This window comes from Phycicoccus sp. Root101, from assembly GCF_001426245.1.
Classification (GTDB): domain Bacteria; phylum Actinomycetota; class Actinomycetes; order Actinomycetales; family Dermatophilaceae; genus Pedococcus.
On record NZ_LMCM01000010.1, the window covers coordinates 481,296 to 499,540 of the forward strand.

The following is an 18,245-nucleotide window of genomic DNA, read 5'->3' on the forward strand; positions in this document are numbered from 1 at the left end:
CGCCCGGGGGCCGAGCGGGGTCAGACTGCCGGGGCGGGGTGGCCCAGGTGCCGTCGGGTCATCCTGATGCGGATCGAGGCGGCGAGCACCAGTACGAGCAGGCCGGCGATCACGCCGAAGCCGAGCTGGGGGATCAGGGGCAGGCCGATGCCGATGCCGCCGCCGACGACCCAGGCGATCTGGAGCACCGTCTCCGACCAGGCGAAGACCCGCGTGCGCACGCTCTCGTCGATGTCGCGCTGGACGACGGCGTCGCTGCTCAGCTTGATCAGCTGGGCGGCGAGTCCGGCGACGAGGCCCAGCACGAGCAGCGTGACCAGCGAGTAGAAGACGGCCGCCACCAGGGCGGCGAGCACGTCGGCGATCAGGGCCACGGCGATGATCACGTCCGGGCGCAACCTGCGCAGGGCGTTGCCGATGACGGTGCCGAGGGCGTTGCCGGCGCCGGCCGCCCCCACCACCAGACCCAGCACGAGGGTGCCGCTGTGCCCCGGGATCGGGTGCTCGCGCATGAGGAACGCCATGAACAGCGTGAGGAATCCGGTCAGCAGCCGGGCCCCGACGGCGCTGGTGAGGGCTACGAGGACGGTGGTGGGCAGTGCGGCCACCCGCGCCCGCAGCCGCCGGAGCACGCCGGTGCGGCCCGCGTCACGACGAGGTATGGCGACCGGCCCGGTGTCCTCGATGTCCAGCTCGCCGGTGCTCGAGTCGACCCGCGCCGGGAGCCTGATGGCGAGCACCGTGCCCACGACGTAGATGAGGAACGCCAGCCGCAGCGACCATTCGGGGCCAACCTTGGCAGCCGCGCCGGCGAGACCGCCGCCGACGGCCATGCCGGCGACCCCGGCCAGGGCGTTGCGGGAGTTGGCGTTGACGAGGCTGAACCCCGCAGGGAGCAGGCGGGGTACTGCGGAGGCGCGGGTGACGCCGTACGCCTTGGACGCGACGAGGCATCCCAGGGCCGCAGGGAAGAGCCACGGCGAGTCGTTGGCGACCGCCCCCGCGAGCACCCAGCAGAGGAAGGCGCGCAGGGCCAGGGTGGTCCCGATCGCCCAGCGCCGGCCGTGCCGGAACCGGTCCAGCAACGGGCCGATGAACGGTGCGAGCAGGGCGAACGGCGCCATCGTCAGCGCGAGGAACTGCGCGACCTGCCCCCGGGCCTCGTCGGTCGGGATCGCGAAGATCGTGCCCGCGAGGCTGACGGTGAGGGCGGCGTCGCCCGCGAGGTTGACGAAGTGCAGCTCGATGATCCGGGCCAGGCCGGTCTCCCCGGCACCGGAGGAGCTCGTGTAGGCCCTGGCCCTGCGGGCTCCCGCCCGACCGCCCCGGCCGGCCAGACGCGCCCCCGCCACGGTCCCTCGTCCGATGGCCCGTCCGGTGGCCGAGGCACCGTGCCGCAGCGCCTTCGCCGCCCTCCGGTTGCGCGGCCGGTCCCCGGTGCCGGGCGCGGCCCGTCCCTGGTCGGAACCCACCGGAGGCGTGGTCATCTCAGCTCCCGAGCGCGCCGGGCAGCCGGAAGAAGTCTCGGGCGAGGGGCTCGACCAACCCGTCGGCGACGAGCGAGTCGAGGCACCGCTCACGCTGGACGACGTTGTCGGACACGCCCTCGAGGACCGACCTCGGCACCGGTCCGGGGCTCTCCCGCAGGCGCCGCAGCAGGGCTCCCCGCATCTGGCGGTCGGTGCCGGCCCAGGCCTGGCCCCGTCGTGGTGGCCCCTCGTGGGCGGGACGGCCCAGCGACTGCCACCGGCACAGGTCGAGGATCGGGCACTCGCCGCAGCGGGGTGCCCTGGCGGTGCAGACCAGCGCTCCCAGCTCCATCACCGCGACGCTCCAGGTCCGGGCGCGGTCGGAGTCCTCGGGGACCAGGCTCGTGGCCAGGGTGTGCTCGGCCCGCGTCGGTGAGGCCGCGCCATACTCGTCGCCGGTGACCGCGCGGGCGATCACCCGGCGCACGTTGGTGTCGACCACGACGGTGCGCTCGCCGAACGCGAAGGTGGCCACGGCTGCGGCCGTGTAGGCGCCGACCCCGGGCAGGGTGGACAGCTCGGCCTCGCTCATCGGCACCTTGCCGCCGTGCCGTTCGGTCATGGCGACCGCTGCAGAGTGCAGGCGCAGCGCACGACGCGGGTACCCGAGGCGGCCCCACGCGCGGACCGCCTCCCCGGGGGCCTCGGCCGCCAGGTCGGCCGGCTCCGGCCAGCGCTGCATCCACTCGGTCCAGACAGGAAGGACGCGCGCCACCGGGGTCTGCTGCAGCATGACCTCGGAGACGAAGATGCCCCAGGCCGACGCGTCGCCGTGCCGCCACGGCAGGTCGCGCTGGGCATCGGCGTACCACTCGAGCACGCGCTCGTGGAGTCGCTCGGGGGCGACGGCCTGCGCGAGCGCCCCGCGGGAAGCCCCCGCAGCCGGCCGCGGGTGGGACCCGGTCACACGTAGCGTTCGAGGATGCTGGACTCGGCGAGGCGCGACAGGCCCTCGCGGACGGCGCGGGCGCGGCCCTCGCCGACCCCCTCGACGTCCATGAGCTCCTCGAGGTTGGCGGCCAGCAGCTTCTGCAGGCTCCCGAAGTGGTCGACGAGGCGGTCGACGATCGCCCCGGGCAGGCGCGGGACCTTGCTCAGCAGGCGGTACCCGCACGGGCTCACCGCGGAGTCGAGCGCATCGCCGCCGATCGCGAACCCGACGGCCTTGGCCCCGGCCGACAGGTCGAGCAGCTCGGTCGAGGTGAGCTCCTCGAGCGCCGCCATGGCCTGGTCGAGGGTGAGGCCGCCGCGGCTGACGGGGAGGTAGTCGCGGATGACGAGCTCGCGGTCGTTGCCGAGGCCGCCGGTGAGCTCCTCGAGCTGGAGGGTGAGGAGCCGGCCGTCCACACCGAGCTCGACGACGTACCCCGAGATCTCGTCGCGGATCCGTCGCACCATCTCGAGGCGCTGCAGGACGCTGGCGACGTCGCGGACGGTGACGAGGTCCTCGATCTCGAGCGCGGACAGCGTGCCGGTGACCTCGTCGAGGCGGGACTTGTAGCGCTCGAGGGTCTGCAGGGCCTGGTTGGCCCGCGACAGGATGGCGAGGGAGTCCTCGAGCACGTGACGGCGGCCGTCGACGTAGAGCGCGACGATGCGCATCGACTGGCTCACCGAGACCACGGGGTACCCGGTCTGCTTGGCCACGCGCTCGGCGGTGCGGTGCCGGGTGCCGGACTCGCTGGTCTCGATCGAGGGATCGGGCACGAGCTGGGTCGCGGCACGCAGGATGCGGGACACCTCGCGGTCGACGACGATGGCGCCGTCCATCTTGGCCAGCTCGCGCAGGCGGGTCGCCGAGAACTCGACGTCGAGCGGGAACCCGCCCGTCGCGAGGCTCTCGACGGTGCGGTCGTAGCCGAGGACGATCAGGGCGCCGGTGCGGCCGCGCAGGATGCGCTCGAGGCCGTCACGGAGTTCGGTGCCCGGCGCCACTGCGGCGAGGGTCGCGCGGAGCGCGTCGTCCTCGCGAAGATCCACTTCTCAAGCCCCTTGGTATGCCGCCGGTCAGGTGTGCCGCGAGTCTAACCGTGCGAGGCCTGCAGAGCGGCGTGCACCGCGCTGCGGATGTCGGCGCACTCCACGACGTCCATCCCCGACGGCATGGGCCCGTTGCCCAGGACACCGGCCGGGACGTACGCCGTCCGGAAACCCAACCGGGCCGCCTCGGCCAGTCGGCGCGGGATGCCGGCGACCGCCCGGAGCTCGCCGGCGAGCCCCAGCTCGCCGAACGCGATGGAGTTCTCCTTGAGCGGGCGCTCCATCACCGAGCTCGCCACGGCGAGGGCGATGGCGAGGTCGGAGGCCGGCTCGGTCAGCCGTACCCCGCCCACGGTCGACAGGTAGACGTCGGAGCTGCCGATCGGCGCTCCGGCACGCTTGGCGAGCACGGCGATGATCATGGCCACCCGGGCCGAGTCGAGGCCGCTCGTGGCCCGGCGCGGCGTCGGGATCTCGCTCTTGGCGACCAGCGCCTGGACCTCGGTCATCAGCGGCCGGCGGCCCTCGAGGGTCACGGTGACGCAGGTGCCGGGCACCGTGAGGGTGCCCCGCGAGAGGAACAGCGCGCTGGGGTCGGGGAGCCCGACGATGCCGACGTCGGAGAGCTCGAAGCAGCCGACCTCGTCGGTGGGGCCGTAGCGGTTCTTCACGGCCCGCACGAGCCGCAGCTGGGAGTGGCGGTCGCCCTCGAACTGCACGACCACGTCGACGAGGTGCTCGAGCACCCGCGGTCCGGCGATCGAGCCGTCCTTGGTGACGTGGCCGACGAGCAGCGTGGCGATGCCGCGGGACTTGGCGACCTGGATGACGGACGCTGCGACCTCACGGACCTGGCTGACGTTGCCCGCCGAACCCTCGACCTCACCGCTGGAGATGGTCTGCACCGAGTCGATGACGACGAGGTCGGGCTTGATGGCCTCGATCTGGCCCAGCACCGTCGCGAGATCGGTCTCCGAGGCGAGGTAGAGCGTCTTGGCCATCGCCTCGATGCGCTCCGCGCGCATGCGGACCTGGGCTGCGGACTCCTCCCCGCTGACGTAGAGGACGGTGCGGCCCTCGCCGGAGCGAGCGGCCCGGGCGGCGACGTCGAGCAGCAGGGTCGACTTGCCGATGCCGGGCTCCCCGGCCACCAGCACCACGGCCCCGGGGACGAGCCCGCCACCGAGCACCCGGTCGAACTCACCGACCCCGGTCGGATGGGCCTCGGCGCGGCGGACGTCGACCTCGCCGATCGGCAGGGCGGGACGCTCGACCCGGGCCGCGGCCGTCGTCCGGACGGTGACGGCACCGACCTCGCCGACGGTGCCCCAGGACTGGCACTCGCCGCAGCGACCGACCCACTTGGGCGCGGTCCAGCCGCACTCCGAGCAGCGGTAGCCGCTCGACTTCGTCGATGCCTTGGTTGCCATGGGCGACAACCTACGTGGCCGCCCCGACAGCGCTCAGAAGCGGCGCCACCAGAGGTTCACGGCGTAGTCGACCCCGGTGCCCTCGTGCTCGGCGAGGATCCCCTCGGCCGCGGTCTCGGGGAACTCGATCCCGACCACCGCCTCGAGGTCGGCCCGGCTGTCGAAGTCCCAGCGGATGGTCAGGCGCTCGCGGGACCAGCCCTGCCGGCCCCAGAAACGCTCGACGGCCAGGGCGTCGTAGCCCGGGTAGGCCCGCGAGAACCAGTGGCCGAACGTCGAGCGGGTGGCGTCGTTGTCCACGACGAACGCCGTCCCTCCCGGTCGCAGCACGCGCTCGAGCTCGGCCAGCCCGGGCTCGCAGCCGGCGCCGAAGAAGTACGCCCAGCGCGCGTGCGCCACGTCCATGCTGTCGTCGGCCAAGGGCAGCGACTGGGCGACGCCCTCCTCGACCCGCACCCGCGGCATACCGGCGGTGCGGTCCCTCGCCACGTCGACCAGGGGAGGGTGGGGCTCGACGCCGACCACGCTCGCGCACCCCAGGCGCACGAAGCGGGGCAGGTGGAAACCGGTCCCGCAGCCCACGTCGACGAGGTCGGTCCCCTCGAACGGGTGCAGCGCCGCCATGGCGGCCTCGATGAGGCCGTCGCGGTCGACGCCGAGGTTCTCGACCTCGTAGACGTCGGGGGAGTCCCAGATGTTCGGGCTGCGGGTCGGCTCGTGCGGCGTCCCGCCCGTGGTCGGCTCGGTCACCGGCGCTTGCGGCCCTCCTGGGCAGCCAGCGTCGCCGGGTGCACGAGCAGGGGAAGCATCTTGCGGGAGTAGGCGTTCCGCGCAGCCTTGACGCTGGCCAGGTGGGCCTCGCATCGGATCTCGAGCTCGGCGTAGGCCTCCTCGCCCATGAGCTCGACGAGCTCGCCCCTGTTGCTGCGGAACACCGGCTCGCGGCCGACGTGGGCCTCGGGGTTGCTCGAGCAGTACCAGTCGAGGTCGTGGCCGCCGGGGCCCCAGCCGCGACGGTCGTACTCGGTGATGCTGACCTCCTGCCACGACGAGCCGTCCGGCATCTCGACCTTGCGGTAGGTGCGGCGGATCGGCAGCTGCCAGCACACGTCCGGCTTGACCGTGTGCGGCTCCTTGCCGTGGAGCACCGCGTGCTGGTGCAGGGCGCAGCCCGCGCCCGCCGGGAAGCCGGGGCGGTTGAGGAAGATGCAGGCGCCGTCGACGACCTTGGTCTTGGTGGCGTCGTCCTCGGGCTCGGTCCAGGCCGAGACCTTGGTCGAACCGGGGTGCAGCTGCCACTCGTCCTCGCCGAGCTCCTTGACGACCTTCTTGACGCGCTGGAGGTCGTCGTCGTCGGTGAAGTGGGCGCCGAGCGTGCAGCACCCGTCGTCGGGGCGGTCGGCGTAGATGCCCTGGCAGCCGCTGCCGAAGATGCAGGTCCAGCTCGACGTGAGCCAGGTCAGGTCGCAGCGGAACCGCTGACCGGAGTCGGTGGGGTCCGCGAACTCCACCCAGATGCGCGCCGTGTCCAGCGGGGTCTCAACCACGGGGGCAACCCTACGTGGCGTGGTGGCCTCCGGCGGGGACGGTCCGGCGCTGGACCACCCGTCGAGCGCTCCGGGAGCGTGCCGCCGAGACGGCGAGGAGGACCAGCAGCACCGCTGCGAGCACCCATCCGGGTCGCAGCAGCTCACTGCCGAGGTCCGCCCAGGCGAGTGGTCGGTCGGGCCAGGGCTCCCGGCCGATCCCGCTGCGGCTGGCCCACTCCAGGCCGAGGGGGACCAGGAGACAGGTCGGCGCGGCGAGCAGGAGGATCCCCCACCTGCTGCCCCAGCGCACGGCGAGCACGCACAGGAGGGCGAGTGGCACCGCGGCCGTCGCCAGGGCCATGCCCGACTCGATCTGTTCGTCGCGGGTGGGCTGCTCACCGAAGAAGGGGGCCGAGTTGATCGCCGCGACGAGCAGGACCCAGGCGATGAAGCACCACCCGAGCAGGACGGCGGCCGCGGTGACGGGCCAGGTGCGGCGGGAGGGGTGCGGAGGGTCGGGCTGGGAGGGGTGGGGGAGATCGGGCTGGGAGGGGGCCGGCGGCATACCGGGCAGTGTGTCCCGGCCACGGACGGCGACGCATGGGTGCGGGTACTCACCACTAGCGTGGGCGCATGCGCCTCGGAGTGGTCGACGTCGGATCCAACACGGTGCACCTCCTCGTCGTCGACGCGCACCGCGGGGCGCAACCGCTGCCCGCGACGTCGCACAAGATCGAGCTGAGGCTCTCGGAGCACGTCACCGACGACGGCCACATCGACGAGTCCGGTGAGCGCGCGCTGTCGGGCTTCATCGGGGAGTGCCTCACCGTCGCGGAGGACCAGGGCGTCGAGGAGGTCCTGGCGTTCGTCACGAGCGCCGTCCGTGAGGCGCCCAACGGGGAGGACGTGCTGGCCCGGGTGCGCACGGAGCGTGGGGTCGACCTGCAGGTGCTCTCCGGGGAGGACGAGGCGCGGCTGACCTTCCTCGCGGCGCGACGCTGGTTCGGCTGGTCGAGTGGCACCCTGCTCGTCGTCGACATCGGCGGTGGCTCGCTCGAGCTCGCTGCGGGCATGGACGAGGACCCCGACGTGGCCGTGAGCCTGCCGCTCGGTGCGGGCCGGCTGACCCGCGACCTCCTGCCCGGGGACCCGCCCGACGCCGACGTCATCCGTGAGGCGAGGCGCGCCATCCGTGTCCGCCTCGCGGGCGACATCCGCCCGCTCACCAAGGCCGGGGTGCCGGACCGCGCCGTGGGCACGTCCAAGACCCTGCGCTCGCTCGCCCGGATCACCGGTGCCGCGCCGAGCAGCGACGGCCCGTATGCCGCCCGCCACCTCGAGCGCGCCGCTCTCGCCGACCTCGTCCGGACCCTGGCGGGGAAGACCGCCGCGCAGCGGGCCGGGCTCCCCGGCGTCTCGGCGGGGAGGGCCCGCCAGCTGCTCGCCGGCGCGCTGGTCGCCGAGGCCGCGATGGACCTGCTCGACCTCGAGCGCCTGGACATCTGCCCATGGGCGCTGCGCGAGGGCATCATCCTCAACCGGCTCGACAGCATGCGCTGACGCGGGTGACCCGTGGCCGGGGCGTCTCGCGGCTGCGTCGGTAGGCTCGGTGACATGTCCTCGGCGGTCAGGGTTCCCGGTGCCACGGTGGCGCTCTCGACCGCCTCGGTCTACCCCGAGAACTGCGCAGCCGCCTTCGCGCTGGCCGCCCGACTCGGGTACGACGCCGTCGAGGTGATGGTCTGGACCGACCCGGTGACGCAGGAGGCGGGGGCGCTCCGGGCGCTCAGCGAGCTCCACGGCCTCCCGGTGGTGTCCGTGCACGCCCCGACGCTGCTGCTGACGCAGCGGGTGTGGGGTCCGGAGCCGTGGACCAAGGTCGACAAGTCGATCGAGCTCGCCCAGGAGCTCGGTGCCTCGACGGTGGTGCTGCACCCGCCGTTCCGGTGGCAGAAGGAGTACGCCCGCGACTTCGTCGAGGGGGTCGCGTTGCGCGAGCACGAGACAGGCATCCGGCTCGCCGTCGAGAACATGTTCCCGTGGCGGGCCCGGCAGCGGGAGTTCGAGGCGTACCTGCCGCACTGGGACCCGGTCTCCCAGGCGTACGACAACGTCACGCTCGACCTGTCGCACACGGCGACCGCGGGCTCCGACGCGATGGAGATGGCCCGGGTGCTCGGCCCGCGCCTGACCCACGTGCACCTCGCCGACGGGCTGGGCTCGCTCAAGGACGAGCACCTCGTGCCGGGGCGTGGCCTGCAGCCGTGCGCCGAGTTCCTCGAGATGCTCGCCGCCCGTTCCTACTCCGGCTCGGTCGTCGTCGAGGTCGGCACGAGGAAGCTGCTGCCGGAGGAGCGCGAGCTCGACCTCGCCGAGGCGCTCGCGTTCGCGCGGCTCCACCTCGCGACGGCCTCGGTCGCAGGGGCGTCGTGAGCCCTCGCGGCCGGCGTCCGGGCGCCTCCGACACCAAGGCGTCCATCCTCGCCGCCGCGCGGGCGGACTTCGCCGAGCAGGGGTATGACGCCACCTCCGTCCGCGGTGTCGCCCGCCGGGCCGAGGTCGACCCCGCCCTGGTGCACCACTACTTCGGCGGCAAGGCGGCGTTGTTCGCCGCCGTCATGGACATCCCCGCCGACCCGGCCGTCCTCATCGCCGCCATCGTGCACGGCCCGCGCGAGCGGGTCGGGGAGAACCTGGTCCGCACCTTCCTCCGCGTCTGGGACGGCGAGGAGGGCAAGGAGCGCTTCCAGGCCCTGATCAGGTCGGCGCTGACGCACCACGAGGCGACCGTGATGCTGCGGGAGTTCCTGACCCGCGAGGTGTTCGGCCGGGTGCTGCGCGAGCTGGCACCGCAGGGGGAGCCGCCGCACGAGCTGGAGCTGCGGGCCGGGCTGGCGGCCTCGCAGATGGTCGGGCTCGCCGTGATGCGCTACATCGTGGAGTTCCCCGCCGTCGCCGACGCGTCGCACGACGAGCTCGCTGCCCAGCTCGGCCCCACCATCCAGCGGTACCTCGCCCCACTGGACTGAAGTGTCGGCGCTACGTCACTGATCGCACTGCGCGATCAGTGACGTAGGCCCCGGCGCACCTGCCGCCGAACCTGTCGTCGCAGCTGTTGCCGCACCGCCGTGGCACCCGTCCGCGCACCCGTCCGCGCACCCATCCGTCGCACCCACCGGGCGCGCCTGCCGGCGCACCTTCGGGGCGCGCGCCCCCTTGTCGGGCGCCCGAACCGGGAGTACATTTCATCGCATGATGAATAACGCCGTGGAGATCGACGGGCTGCGGGTCGTCCGAGGAGGGCGCACGGTGATCCCGGGGCTGTCGGTGCGTGTCCCCGCCGGTCAGGTGGTGGGCCTGCTCGGCCCGAGCGGGAGCGGGAAGTCCACCCTCATCCGCGCGGTCGTCGGGGTCCAGGTCGTGGCAGCCGGGTCGGTCCGTGTCCTCGGCGAGCCCGCCGGGTCGCCGACCCTGCGCCACCGGATCGGCTACGTCACCCAGAGCCCCAGCGTCTACGACGACCTCACGGTCCGGGCGAACGTCCGCTACTTCGCATCGATCCTGGGGGCCCCGCGCACGTCGGTCGACGAGGCCATCGCCGCCGTCGACCTCGGCAGCCACGCCGACTCGCCCGTGGGTCGGCTGTCCGGCGGCCAGCGGTCCCGGGCCTCCCTGGCCTGTGCCCTCGTCGGCGACCCGGAGCTGCTCGTCCTCGACGAGCCGACCGTCGGTCTCGACCCGGTCCTGCGACGCGACCTGTGGGACCTGTTCGGCCGCCTTGCGGCACAAGGCCGTTCGCTGCTCGTCTCGAGCCACGTGATGGACGAGGCCGCGCGGTGCGACCGGCTCCTGCTGCTGCGTGAGGGCGAGGTCCTCGCCGACGCGACGCTGCCCGACCTGCTCCAACGCACCGGTGCCACCGATGCGGAGGGCGCCTTCCTGGCCCTCATCGACCGAGCCGAGGAGGCTGCCCGATGAACGTGCACCGCACCGTCGTCACCGCCGCCCGGGTGCTGGCCCAGCTGCGGGCCGACCACCGCACCATCGCCCTGATGCTCGTCGTGCCCTGCGTGCTCATCGGGCTGCTGGCGTGGATCTTCCAGGACACCCCCGTGTTCGACGCCCTGGGCGCGCCACTGCTCGGGGTGTTCCCCTTCGTCGTGATGTTCATCGTGACGAGCGTGGCCACCCTGCGCGAACGCACCTCGGGCACCCTCGAGCGACTGCTCACCACCCCGATGGGCAAGGGTGACTTCATGCTGGGGTACGCTCTCGCCTTCGGGGTGATGGCGGTCCTGCAGGCCCTGGTGGCAACGGGTTTCGCGGTCTGGGTGTGCGGCCTCGACGTCGCCGGCCCGGTGTGGCAGCTCGTCGTGGTGGCCGTCCTCGACGCGCTGCTCGGCTCGGCCCTCGGCCTGCTCGCCAGCGGGTTCGCCCGCACCGAGTTCCAGGCCGTGCAGTTCATGCCGGCGTTCGTGCTGCCACAGTTCCTGCTGTGCGGGCTGCTCGTGGCCCGCGACCGCCTGCCCGACGTCCTGCACGTGGTGTCCGACGTGCTGCCCCTCTCGTATGCCGTGGACGCCATGAAGGTCGTCACCACCAGTGCCAGCCCCGGCCAGGACGTGACGGCCGACGCGACGGTGATCGTCGGCTGGGTGGTCGCCTCCCTGGTGCTCGGCAGCCTCACCCTGCGGCGACGCACGGCCTAGGACCTTCCCGACGCCCTACGACGATCGCAGGAGTTGCGACCCGTGGGGCGTGGCTAGCGTGATCGACGTGCAGTGGGTTCCGGCGGCCCCGCCGTCCCGACCTTCGCCGTCAGCGTCGCAGCAGGGGGCCACGATGGGATCCACCCGATCGCCCCGCGCGCGGCCCACCCTGGTCCTCACCACGGTCGTGACCACCATCCTGGCTGCGGTCCTTGCTGCGGTCGCCCTCTGCCTCGCGCCCCTGCCGGCCGTCGCAGCGCCGGCGCCGGTGGTCCCGACCCCCGCTGACACCGTGACGGCCGACGCCCTGCCCACGGTGCAGGTCGACGGCGTCGTCTGGTCGCAGGTCATCGTCGGCAACACGGTGTACGTCGGGGGGTCCTTCCTCAACGCCCGACCGGCGGGGGCCCCACCCGGCACGAACCTCACCCGCCGGACCCACCTGCTCGCCTACGACCTCACCACCGGTCGGCTGGTCCCGGGTTTCGTCACGACCCTCAACGCCCAGGTGCTCTCGCTGGCGGCGTCGACCGACGGCCGTCGCATCTACCTCGTGGGGGACTTCACCACGGTGAACGGACAGGCTCGCCGCAGGGTGGCTGCCGTCGATGCGGTCACCGGGGCCCTGGTGACGGCGTTCAAGCCCGTGGGGGTCAACTCGCAGGCCCGCGCGGTGGCCGTGACGGCCGACACCGTCTACGTGGGTGGTGGCTTCGCCGGCCTCGGCAACGGGTTGCTCCGCAGCAACCTGGCGGCCTTCCGCGCCTCGGACGGCGCGACCAGGGCCTGGAACCCGGGTGCCGACTACACGGTCTGGGCCCTCGCGGTCTCGCAGGACCAGCAGTGGGTCATCGCGGGTGGCTCGTTCCAGAACGTCGGTGGGCAAGCGGCATACGGGCTGGCCAAGATCGGCGCGGGCAACGGGACGCTCGACCCCACCTGGCGCCCCGCGGTGCGCAACGCGGGCGTGGACGCGGGCATCAGCAGCCTCCGGGTGCAGGGGGCCTTCGTCTACGGCACCACGTGGCACTTCGGTCCCGGTGGCAACCTCGAGGGCACGTTCAAGGTCCCGGTGACCACGTCCACCCTCGAGTGGGTGACCGACTGCCACGGCGACAACTACTCCGCCTACATGGCCCACGGGATCGTCTACACCACGAGCCACACGCACTACTGCGGCACGCAGGGCGGCGGGATGCCGCAGGACAGCCCGACGCGTTTCCAGCGTGCGATGGCCTGGACCGACACGGCGCAGGGCGACATCCTCACCGACGCCCTCGGCTATGCGGACTGGCGCGGCAAGGCACGGACGCCGTCGATCGTCAGCTGGACGCCGAGCATGACCAGCGGGACCTTCACCGGCCAGTTCCAGGCGGGCTGGAGCGTCGTCGGGAACGACGACTACATCCTGTACGGCGGTGAGTTCCCGAAGGTCAACGGCGTCGGCCAGCAGGGGCTGGTGCGCTTCGCCCGCAAGCCGATCGCGCCCGCGAAGCAGGGACCGCTGTTCGCCACCGGGGTGTTCACGCCGCGGCTGGTTCCCACGTCGTCGTCCGCCGTGCGGGTCAGCTGGGCGGCCGGGTACGACCGTGACGACCTCTTCCTCACCTACCGCGTGGTCAGGGGCGGCGCCTACGGCAGCCCGCGGTACACCACCACGGCACCGTCGAACTGGTGGAACCTCCCGGCCCTCGGGTTCGTGGACACCGGGCTGACGCCGGGAGCGACGTACACGTACCAGCTGGTCGCGAACGACGACGACGGCAACACCGTCTACGGCGCCACCACCACGGTGACGATGCCCCTGGCCGTGCCACCGAGCACTCCGTACGCCCAGGCCGTCCGCGCGGCCGGTGCGCGGCTGTACTGGCCGATGGACGAGCCGGCCGGACTACAGGTCACCGACCGCGCAGCCGGCACCACGACCTCGACGGGGGTGGGCGTCACCGACGGGCTGGCGGACACCGACAGCACCGGCGCCAGCGGGATCGGGTGGGGGCGTCCCGGGGCGATCGACGGGAGCGCGGCCGTCCAGCTCACGGACAGTGCCTACAGCCGCATCCACGCGCTGGGGACGGAGACGGCCCCGGACACGTTCAGCGTCCAGGCCTGGGTGCTCACCTCGACCACCCGGGGCGGCCGGATCCTCGGCTTCGGGGACCTGCAGTACGCCAACTCCCACCACGCGGACCGCCAGCTGTGGATGGACAACGCGGGACGCATCAACTTCGGCGTCCGCGCCCAGGACGGCACGACCAGGGTGGTCACGAGCACCGGTCCCTACAACGACACCCGGTGGCACCAGCTGACCGCGACGATGAGCCCCGCCGGGATGCGGCTGTACGCCGACGGGGTGCTCGTGGGCCAGCGGACCGACACCACGTCGGGCGAGGCCTACCTCGGCTACTGGCGGGTGGGCAGCGACCTGCTCACCGCGGCACGCGGGAGCATCGCCTGGCCGAACCTGCCGACGTCGCGGAACTTCGTCGGGGGCGTCGACGAGTTCGCGGTCTACCCGAGCGCCCTCACCCAGGCGCAGGTGCAGGCGCAGTACGCCCTGCGCGGCACCGGCACCCGGTAGCTGTCGCGGGGGACTGCTACCGCTGGCGGTCGGGGTCCTACGACGATCGCTCGATCCGGCGCCCGGCGTCCGTGGCTAGCGTGGTCGTGTCCGACAGCGCACGACGCGTCTCGCAGGGGAGGCCCGACGCGACCTGGCGTCCGCACACCGGATCCGAGGTTCCCTCATGGTGCCGACCCGCAGGCTCACCGCCTCCCTGGCCGCCCTCGGGCTGGCGCTCGGGCTCCTCGTCGCGGCAGGGACACCCGCCGGCGCGGCCCCCGCCCCGGTCGTCCCCGCGCCGGCGAGCTCGGTCACGGCCGACGCACTGCCGACCGTGCAGGTCGACGGTGTCGTCTGGTCCCAGGTCATCATCGGCAACACCGTCTACGCCGGCGGCTCGTTCGCCAACGCCAGACCACCCGGCGCGGCGCCCGGCACCAACCTCGTCCCCCGCAGCAACCTCCTGGCCTACGACCTCACCACCGGCCAGCTGGTGGCGGATTTCGCCCCGGCCCTCAACGCCCAGGTGCTGTCCGTCGCCGCGGCCCCCGACGGCAGCCGCCTCTACGTCGTCGGCGACTTCACCGCCGTCAACGGGCAGGCCCGTCGACGGGTCGCAGCGCTCGACCCCGCCACCGGTGCGCTCGTGACGGCGTTCAACCCCACCGGCGTGAACTCCCAGGCGCGGTCCGTGGCGGTGACCGCCGACACCGTCTACGTCGGCGGCGGTTTCGCGGGGCTCGGCAACGGTCAGCTGCGCAACAACCTGGCCGCCTTCCGCGTCTCCGACGGCGCGGTGCTGCCCTGGGACCCCGGTGCCGACTACACGGTCTGGGCGGTCACGGTCTCCGAGGACGGGCAGTGGGTCTTCGCGGGTGGCTCGTTCCAGAACGTCGGTGGGCAGGCGGCATACGGGCTGGCCAAGATCGGGGCCGTCAACGGCGTCCTCGACCCGACCTGGCACCCGGCCGTCCGGAACGCCGGGGTGGACGCCGGGGTGAGCAGCCTCCGGGTGCAGGGGTCGTTCGTCTACGGCACGACGTGGGCCTTCGGTCCGGGCGGCAACCTCGAGGGCACGTTCAAGGTCCCGGTGACCACGTCCACCCTGGAATGGGTGACCGACTGCCACGGCGACAACTACTCGGTGTTCACGGCCAACGGCATCGTCTACGCCGCCGAGCACTCGCACTACTGCGGCACCCAGGGCGGCGGGATGCCGCAGTACGAGCAGTGGCGCTTCCTGCACGCCATGGCGTGGACGGACACGGCACAGGGCGACATCCTCACCGACGCCCTGGGGTACCCCGAATGGCGGGGCAAGGCGCGGACTCCGTCCATCGTGACCTGGCTCCCGGACATGACCATGGGGACCTACACGGGCCAGTTCCAGGCGGGGTGGAACGTCACGGGCAACGCGGACTACGTCCTCTACGGCGGCGAGTTCCCGACCGTCAACGGCGTCGGCCAGCAGGGGCTGGTGCGCTTCGCCCGCAAGCCGATCGCCCCCGCGAAGCAGGGCCCGCTCTTCGCCACCGGGGTGTTCACGCCGCGGCTGGTTCCCACGTCGTCATCCACCCTGCGGGTCAGCTGGACGGCCGGCTACGACCGTGACGACCTGGCCCTCGCCTACCGGGTCATCCGCAACGGTGCGTTCGGCGCCCCGCGGTACACGACGTCGAGCAGCTCGAACTGGTGGAACACCCCCGCGCTCGGGTTCGTGGACACCGGGCTGACGCCGGGAGCGACCTACACGTACCAGCTGGTCGCGAACGACGACGACGGCAACACCGTCTACGGCGCCAGCGTGGGCGTGACCATGCCGACGACCTCGCCGACGAGCACGGCCTACGCGCAGGCGGTCCGGGCCGCGGGTGCGCGCCTCTACTGGCCGATGAACGAGACCTCCGGACTCCAGGTCAGCGACCGGGCAGCGGGCACCACGGCCAGCCCCGGCGTCGGCGTCACCGACGGCCGGGGCAACACCGGGATCAACTGGAACCAGCCGGGAGCCATCGTCGGTGACACCGCCGCCCAGCTCACCGACAACGACTGGAGCCGGGTCTACGCACTCGGCACCGAGACGGCCCCGGACACCTTCACGATCCAGGCCTGGGTGCGCACCACGAGCACCCGCGGCGGACGCATCTTCGGTTTCGGCGACCAGCAGTTCGGCGACTCCGACCACCGCGACCGCCAGCTCTGGATGGACAACGCCGGACGGGTCAACTTCGGCGTCCGCGCCCAGGACAACTCGACCCGGGTCGTCACGAGCGCGGCCGCCTACAACAACAACCAGTGGCACATGCTCTCCGCGACGATGGGGGCGGCCGGCATGCGGCTCTACGTCGACGGTGCCCTCGTCGGCCAGCGTGCCGACACCACCGCGGGGGAGGCCTACCTCGGCTACTGGCGGGTGGGCGGCGACTGGTTCACCATGGCCGGCGCCACGCCCCCGTGGCCGAACGTCCCCACCTCGCGCAACTTCGTCGGCAACGTCGACGAGTTCGCGGTGTACCCGACGGCCCTGACCCAGGCGCAGGTGCAGGCGCAGTACGCCCTGCGCAACGGCGGTGGCGGCGGCAACCAGCCCCCCACCGCGTCCTTCACCTCCGGTGCGACCGGCCTGACCGCCACCTTCGACGGCTCCGGCTCGAGCGACCCCGACGGCTCGGTCACGAGCTGGGTGTGGACCTTCGGCGACGGTGCCACCGCCACCGGCGTGACTGCCAGCCGGACGTATGCCGCGCCCGGCACCTACACGGTCACCCTCACCGTCACCGACGACGCCGGGGCGACGGGGACGACCAGCAGCCAGGTCGTCGTGGCCGACCCCGCCGTCATCGCCGCTGACGACTTCGAGCGCACCGTGACCGGCGGCTGGGGCTCGGCGGCCACGGGCGGTGCCTGGACGCTGACGACGGCCGCGACCAACTTCTCGGTCTCGGGTGGCAGCGCCACGATGCAGCTCGCCGCGGGCAGCGGGCCCTCGGCCTACCTGGGTTCCACCTCGGCGGTCGGCGCCGACGTCCGGACGGCGATGCGGTTCGACAAGGCGACCACCGGTGGTGGCGTCTTCGCCTCCGTCGTGGCGCGGCGGGCAGGCACCTCCGACTACCGGCTCAAGGTGCGGGTCACCGCGACCGACACCACGGCATACCTCGCGCGCACGGTGGGGGGAGTGGAGACGGTCCTCGCGACGGCGCCGCTGACGGGGCTCGTCGTGGCGGCCGGCGACAGCCTCGACCTGCGGCTGGTCGCCTCCGGCACGAACCCGACGACCCTGACCGGGAAGGTGTGGCGGTCCGGGACCGCCGAGCCGGCGGCCTGGACGGTCTCCTCCACGGACGCCACGGCCTCCCTCCAGTCGCCCGGCGCGGTCGGCGTCTACGCCTACCTGTCCGGTTCCGCCACGAACGGTCCCATCACCCTCGGGCTGCCCTCTTTCGTCGCCACCGCGCCCTGACGTTAGCCTTGTGGGCGGCCTCCGGGCCCCCACATCGTCGTCGGAAGGACCCCTGTGGACGCCAGTGACCTGCTGCGCAACTCCCTGCTCCAGCTCTCCAAGAGCGGAACGGTCCGCCAGACCATCGAGAAGGCGCCGGTCAGCCGCAGCGTCGTCCGGCGGTTCGTCCCCGGTGACGCCACCGCGGACGCCGTGGCCGCCGTCGCGGAGCTGCGGGCCACCAACCGGCTCGCGACGATCGACTACCTGGGCGAGGACACGACCGACCTCACGCAGGCGATCCGCACGCGTGACCACTACCTCGAGCTGCTCAAGGCGCTCGCCGACGCGGACCTCTCCCAGCACGGGATGGGCGAGGTGAGCCTCAAGCTCTCCGCGCTCGGCCAGTACCTTCCGGGCGACGGCCACAAGATCGCCCTCGACCATGCGCGCGAGATCTGCCAGGCGGCCGCGAACGCCGGCACCACCGTGACCCTCGACATGGAGGACCACACGACCACCGACGCCACGCTGGAGTCCCTGCGCGAGCTGCGCCAGGACTTCCCGTGGGTGGGCGCCGTCATCCAGTCGTACCTCAGGCGCAGCGAGGGTGACTGCCGCGACCTCGCGCACGAGGGGAGCCGGGTCCGGCTCTGCAAGGGCGCCTACAAGGAGCCCGAGTCGGTCGCGCACCAGTCGTCGGCCGACGTGGACCAGAACTACGTGCGCTGCCTGAAGATCCTCATGGCGGGCGACGGCTACCCCATGGTGGCCAGCCACGACCCACGGCTCATCGAGATCGCGGGCGCGCTCGCGGCCCACCACCACCGCGACGCCGACTCCTTCGAGTACCAGATGCTCTACGGGATCCGCCCCGAGGAGCAGAAGCGCATCGCCGACCGCGGCAACCAGATGCGCGTCTACATCCCCTACGGCGAGGAGTGGTACGGCTACCTCATGCGCCGCATGGCCGAGCGTCCCGCCAACACCATGTTCTTCCTGCGCGGTCTCGCCTCGAAGAACTGACGCGCCCGAGCGCCTGCGCGGCTGACAGACTGCCCCC

The 18,245-nt window shown here is 72.8% G+C and carries 15 protein-coding genes; 8 read left to right on the forward strand and 7 right to left on the reverse strand.

Annotation, left to right across the window (positions count from 1 at the left end; genetic code table 11):
* Positions 1-20 precede the first annotated feature (20 nt).
* From ASC58_RS19205 to ASC58_RS19235, 7 genes are read right to left on the reverse strand one after another with little or no spacing between them, the layout of a single operon-like run.
* Positions 21-1,487, reverse strand: coding sequence for an MFS transporter (locus ASC58_RS19205; protein ID WP_082553459.1), 1,467 nt, complete (start codon positions 1,485-1,487; stop codon positions 21-23).
* Between the two features lies 1 nt (position 1,488).
* Positions 1,489-2,436 carry an adenine glycosylase gene (locus ASC58_RS19210; RefSeq protein WP_082553460.1) on the reverse strand — a complete coding sequence of 316 codons (948 nt, stop codon included), beginning with the start codon at positions 2,434-2,436 and terminating at the stop codon, positions 1,489-1,491.
* Positions 2,433-3,509 (reverse strand): DNA integrity scanning diadenylate cyclase DisA, encoded by a 1,077-nt coding sequence (gene disA, locus ASC58_RS19215; RefSeq protein WP_056915630.1) that lies wholly within the window; start codon positions 3,507-3,509, stop codon positions 2,433-2,435. Before disA ends, ASC58_RS19210 begins: the two co-directional genes overlap by 4 nt.
* A gap of 44 nt (positions 3,510-3,553) precedes the next feature.
* On the reverse strand, positions 3,554-4,939 hold the full coding sequence (gene radA / locus ASC58_RS19220; RefSeq protein WP_056915629.1) for a DNA repair protein RadA: 1,386 nt from the start codon (positions 4,937-4,939) through the stop codon (positions 3,554-3,556).
* Positions 4,940-4,972: 33 nt separating this feature from the next.
* On the reverse strand, positions 4,973-5,689 hold the full coding sequence (locus ASC58_RS19225; RefSeq protein WP_056915628.1) for a class I SAM-dependent methyltransferase: 717 nt from the start codon (positions 5,687-5,689) through the stop codon (positions 4,973-4,975).
* On the reverse strand, positions 5,686-6,486 hold the full coding sequence (locus ASC58_RS19230) for a hypothetical protein (RefSeq protein WP_056915627.1): 801 nt from the start codon (positions 6,484-6,486) through the stop codon (positions 5,686-5,688). Before ASC58_RS19230 ends, ASC58_RS19225 begins: the two co-directional genes overlap by 4 nt.
* A 10-nt stretch (positions 6,487-6,496) precedes the next feature.
* Complete coding sequence (locus tag ASC58_RS19235; protein WP_056920396.1) at positions 6,497-7,033, reverse strand: hypothetical protein; 537 nt, start codon at positions 7,031-7,033, stop codon at positions 6,497-6,499.
* A gap of 68 nt (positions 7,034-7,101) precedes the next feature.
* Between ASC58_RS19235 and ASC58_RS19240 the strand changes: the two genes are divergently transcribed.
* The 8 genes from ASC58_RS19240 to ASC58_RS19275 all read left to right on the forward strand — a co-directional run bounded on the left by ASC58_RS19240 (position 7,102) and on the right by ASC58_RS19275 (position 18,208).
* On the forward strand, positions 7,102-8,028 hold the full coding sequence (locus tag ASC58_RS19240; protein WP_056920397.1) for a Ppx/GppA phosphatase family protein: 927 nt from the start codon (positions 7,102-7,104) through the stop codon (positions 8,026-8,028).
* A gap of 54 nt (positions 8,029-8,082) precedes the next feature.
* Positions 8,083-8,901 (forward strand): sugar phosphate isomerase/epimerase, encoded by an 819-nt coding sequence (locus ASC58_RS19245; protein WP_056915624.1) that lies wholly within the window; start codon positions 8,083-8,085, stop codon positions 8,899-8,901.
* A complete protein-coding gene (locus ASC58_RS19250; protein ID WP_056915623.1) occupies positions 8,898-9,497 on the forward strand; it encodes a TetR family transcriptional regulator in 600 nt (199 codons plus the stop codon). The genes ASC58_RS19245 and ASC58_RS19250 overlap by 4 nt, the downstream gene beginning before the upstream one ends.
* 223 nt (positions 9,498-9,720) lie before the next feature.
* Positions 9,721-10,446: an ABC transporter ATP-binding protein gene (locus ASC58_RS19255; RefSeq protein ID WP_056920398.1), complete on the forward strand. Its 726-nt coding sequence runs from the start codon at positions 9,721-9,723 to the stop codon at positions 10,444-10,446.
* Positions 10,443-11,177: an ABC transporter permease gene (locus ASC58_RS19260; RefSeq protein WP_056920399.1), complete on the forward strand. Its 735-nt coding sequence runs from the start codon at positions 10,443-10,445 to the stop codon at positions 11,175-11,177. The genes ASC58_RS19255 and ASC58_RS19260 overlap by 4 nt, the downstream gene beginning before the upstream one ends.
* A 133-nt stretch (positions 11,178-11,310) precedes the next feature.
* The gene (locus ASC58_RS19265; RefSeq protein ID WP_157598577.1) at positions 11,311-13,758 is read left to right on the forward strand and encodes a LamG-like jellyroll fold domain-containing protein; all 2,448 of its coding nucleotides are present in this window, start codon (positions 11,311-11,313) and stop codon (positions 13,756-13,758) included.
* Between the two features lie 166 nt (positions 13,759-13,924).
* Entirely contained in the window at positions 13,925-17,203 is a 3,279-nt protein-coding gene (locus ASC58_RS19270) for a PKD domain-containing protein (RefSeq protein ID WP_056920401.1), read from the forward strand.
* A 54-nt stretch (positions 17,204-17,257) separates the two neighbouring features.
* Positions 17,258-18,208, forward strand: coding sequence for a proline dehydrogenase family protein (locus tag ASC58_RS19275; protein ID WP_200947873.1), 951 nt, complete (start codon positions 17,258-17,260; stop codon positions 18,206-18,208).
* Positions 18,209-18,245: the final 37 nt, after the last annotated feature.

Bases quoted from the DNA above. Each gene is read 5' to 3' on its own strand.
- ASC58_RS19205 (WP_082553459.1), bottom strand. From the start codon at position 1,487: ATGACCACGCCTCCGGTGGGTTCCGACCAGGGACGGGCCGCGCCCGGC.
- radA (WP_056915629.1), bottom strand. From the start codon at position 4,939: ATGGCAACCAAGGCATCGACGAAGTCGAGCGGCTACCGCTGCTCGGAG.
- ASC58_RS19235 (WP_056920396.1), bottom strand. From the start codon at position 7,033: ATGCCGCCGGCCCCCTCCCAGCCCGATCTCCCCCACCCCTCCCAGCCC.
- ASC58_RS19240 (WP_056920397.1), top strand. From the start codon at position 7,102: ATGCGCCTCGGAGTGGTCGACGTCGGATCCAACACGGTGCACCTCCTC.
- ASC58_RS19245 (WP_056915624.1), top strand. From the start codon at position 8,083: ATGTCCTCGGCGGTCAGGGTTCCCGGTGCCACGGTGGCGCTCTCGACC.
- ASC58_RS19255 (WP_056920398.1), top strand. From the start codon at position 9,721: ATGATGAATAACGCCGTGGAGATCGACGGGCTGCGGGTCGTCCGAGGA.
- ASC58_RS19260 (WP_056920399.1), top strand. From the start codon at position 10,443: ATGAACGTGCACCGCACCGTCGTCACCGCCGCCCGGGTGCTGGCCCAG.
- ASC58_RS19265 (WP_157598577.1), top strand. From the start codon at position 11,311: ATGGGATCCACCCGATCGCCCCGCGCGCGGCCCACCCTGGTCCTCACC.
- ASC58_RS19270 (WP_056920401.1), top strand. From the start codon at position 13,925: ATGGTGCCGACCCGCAGGCTCACCGCCTCCCTGGCCGCCCTCGGGCTG.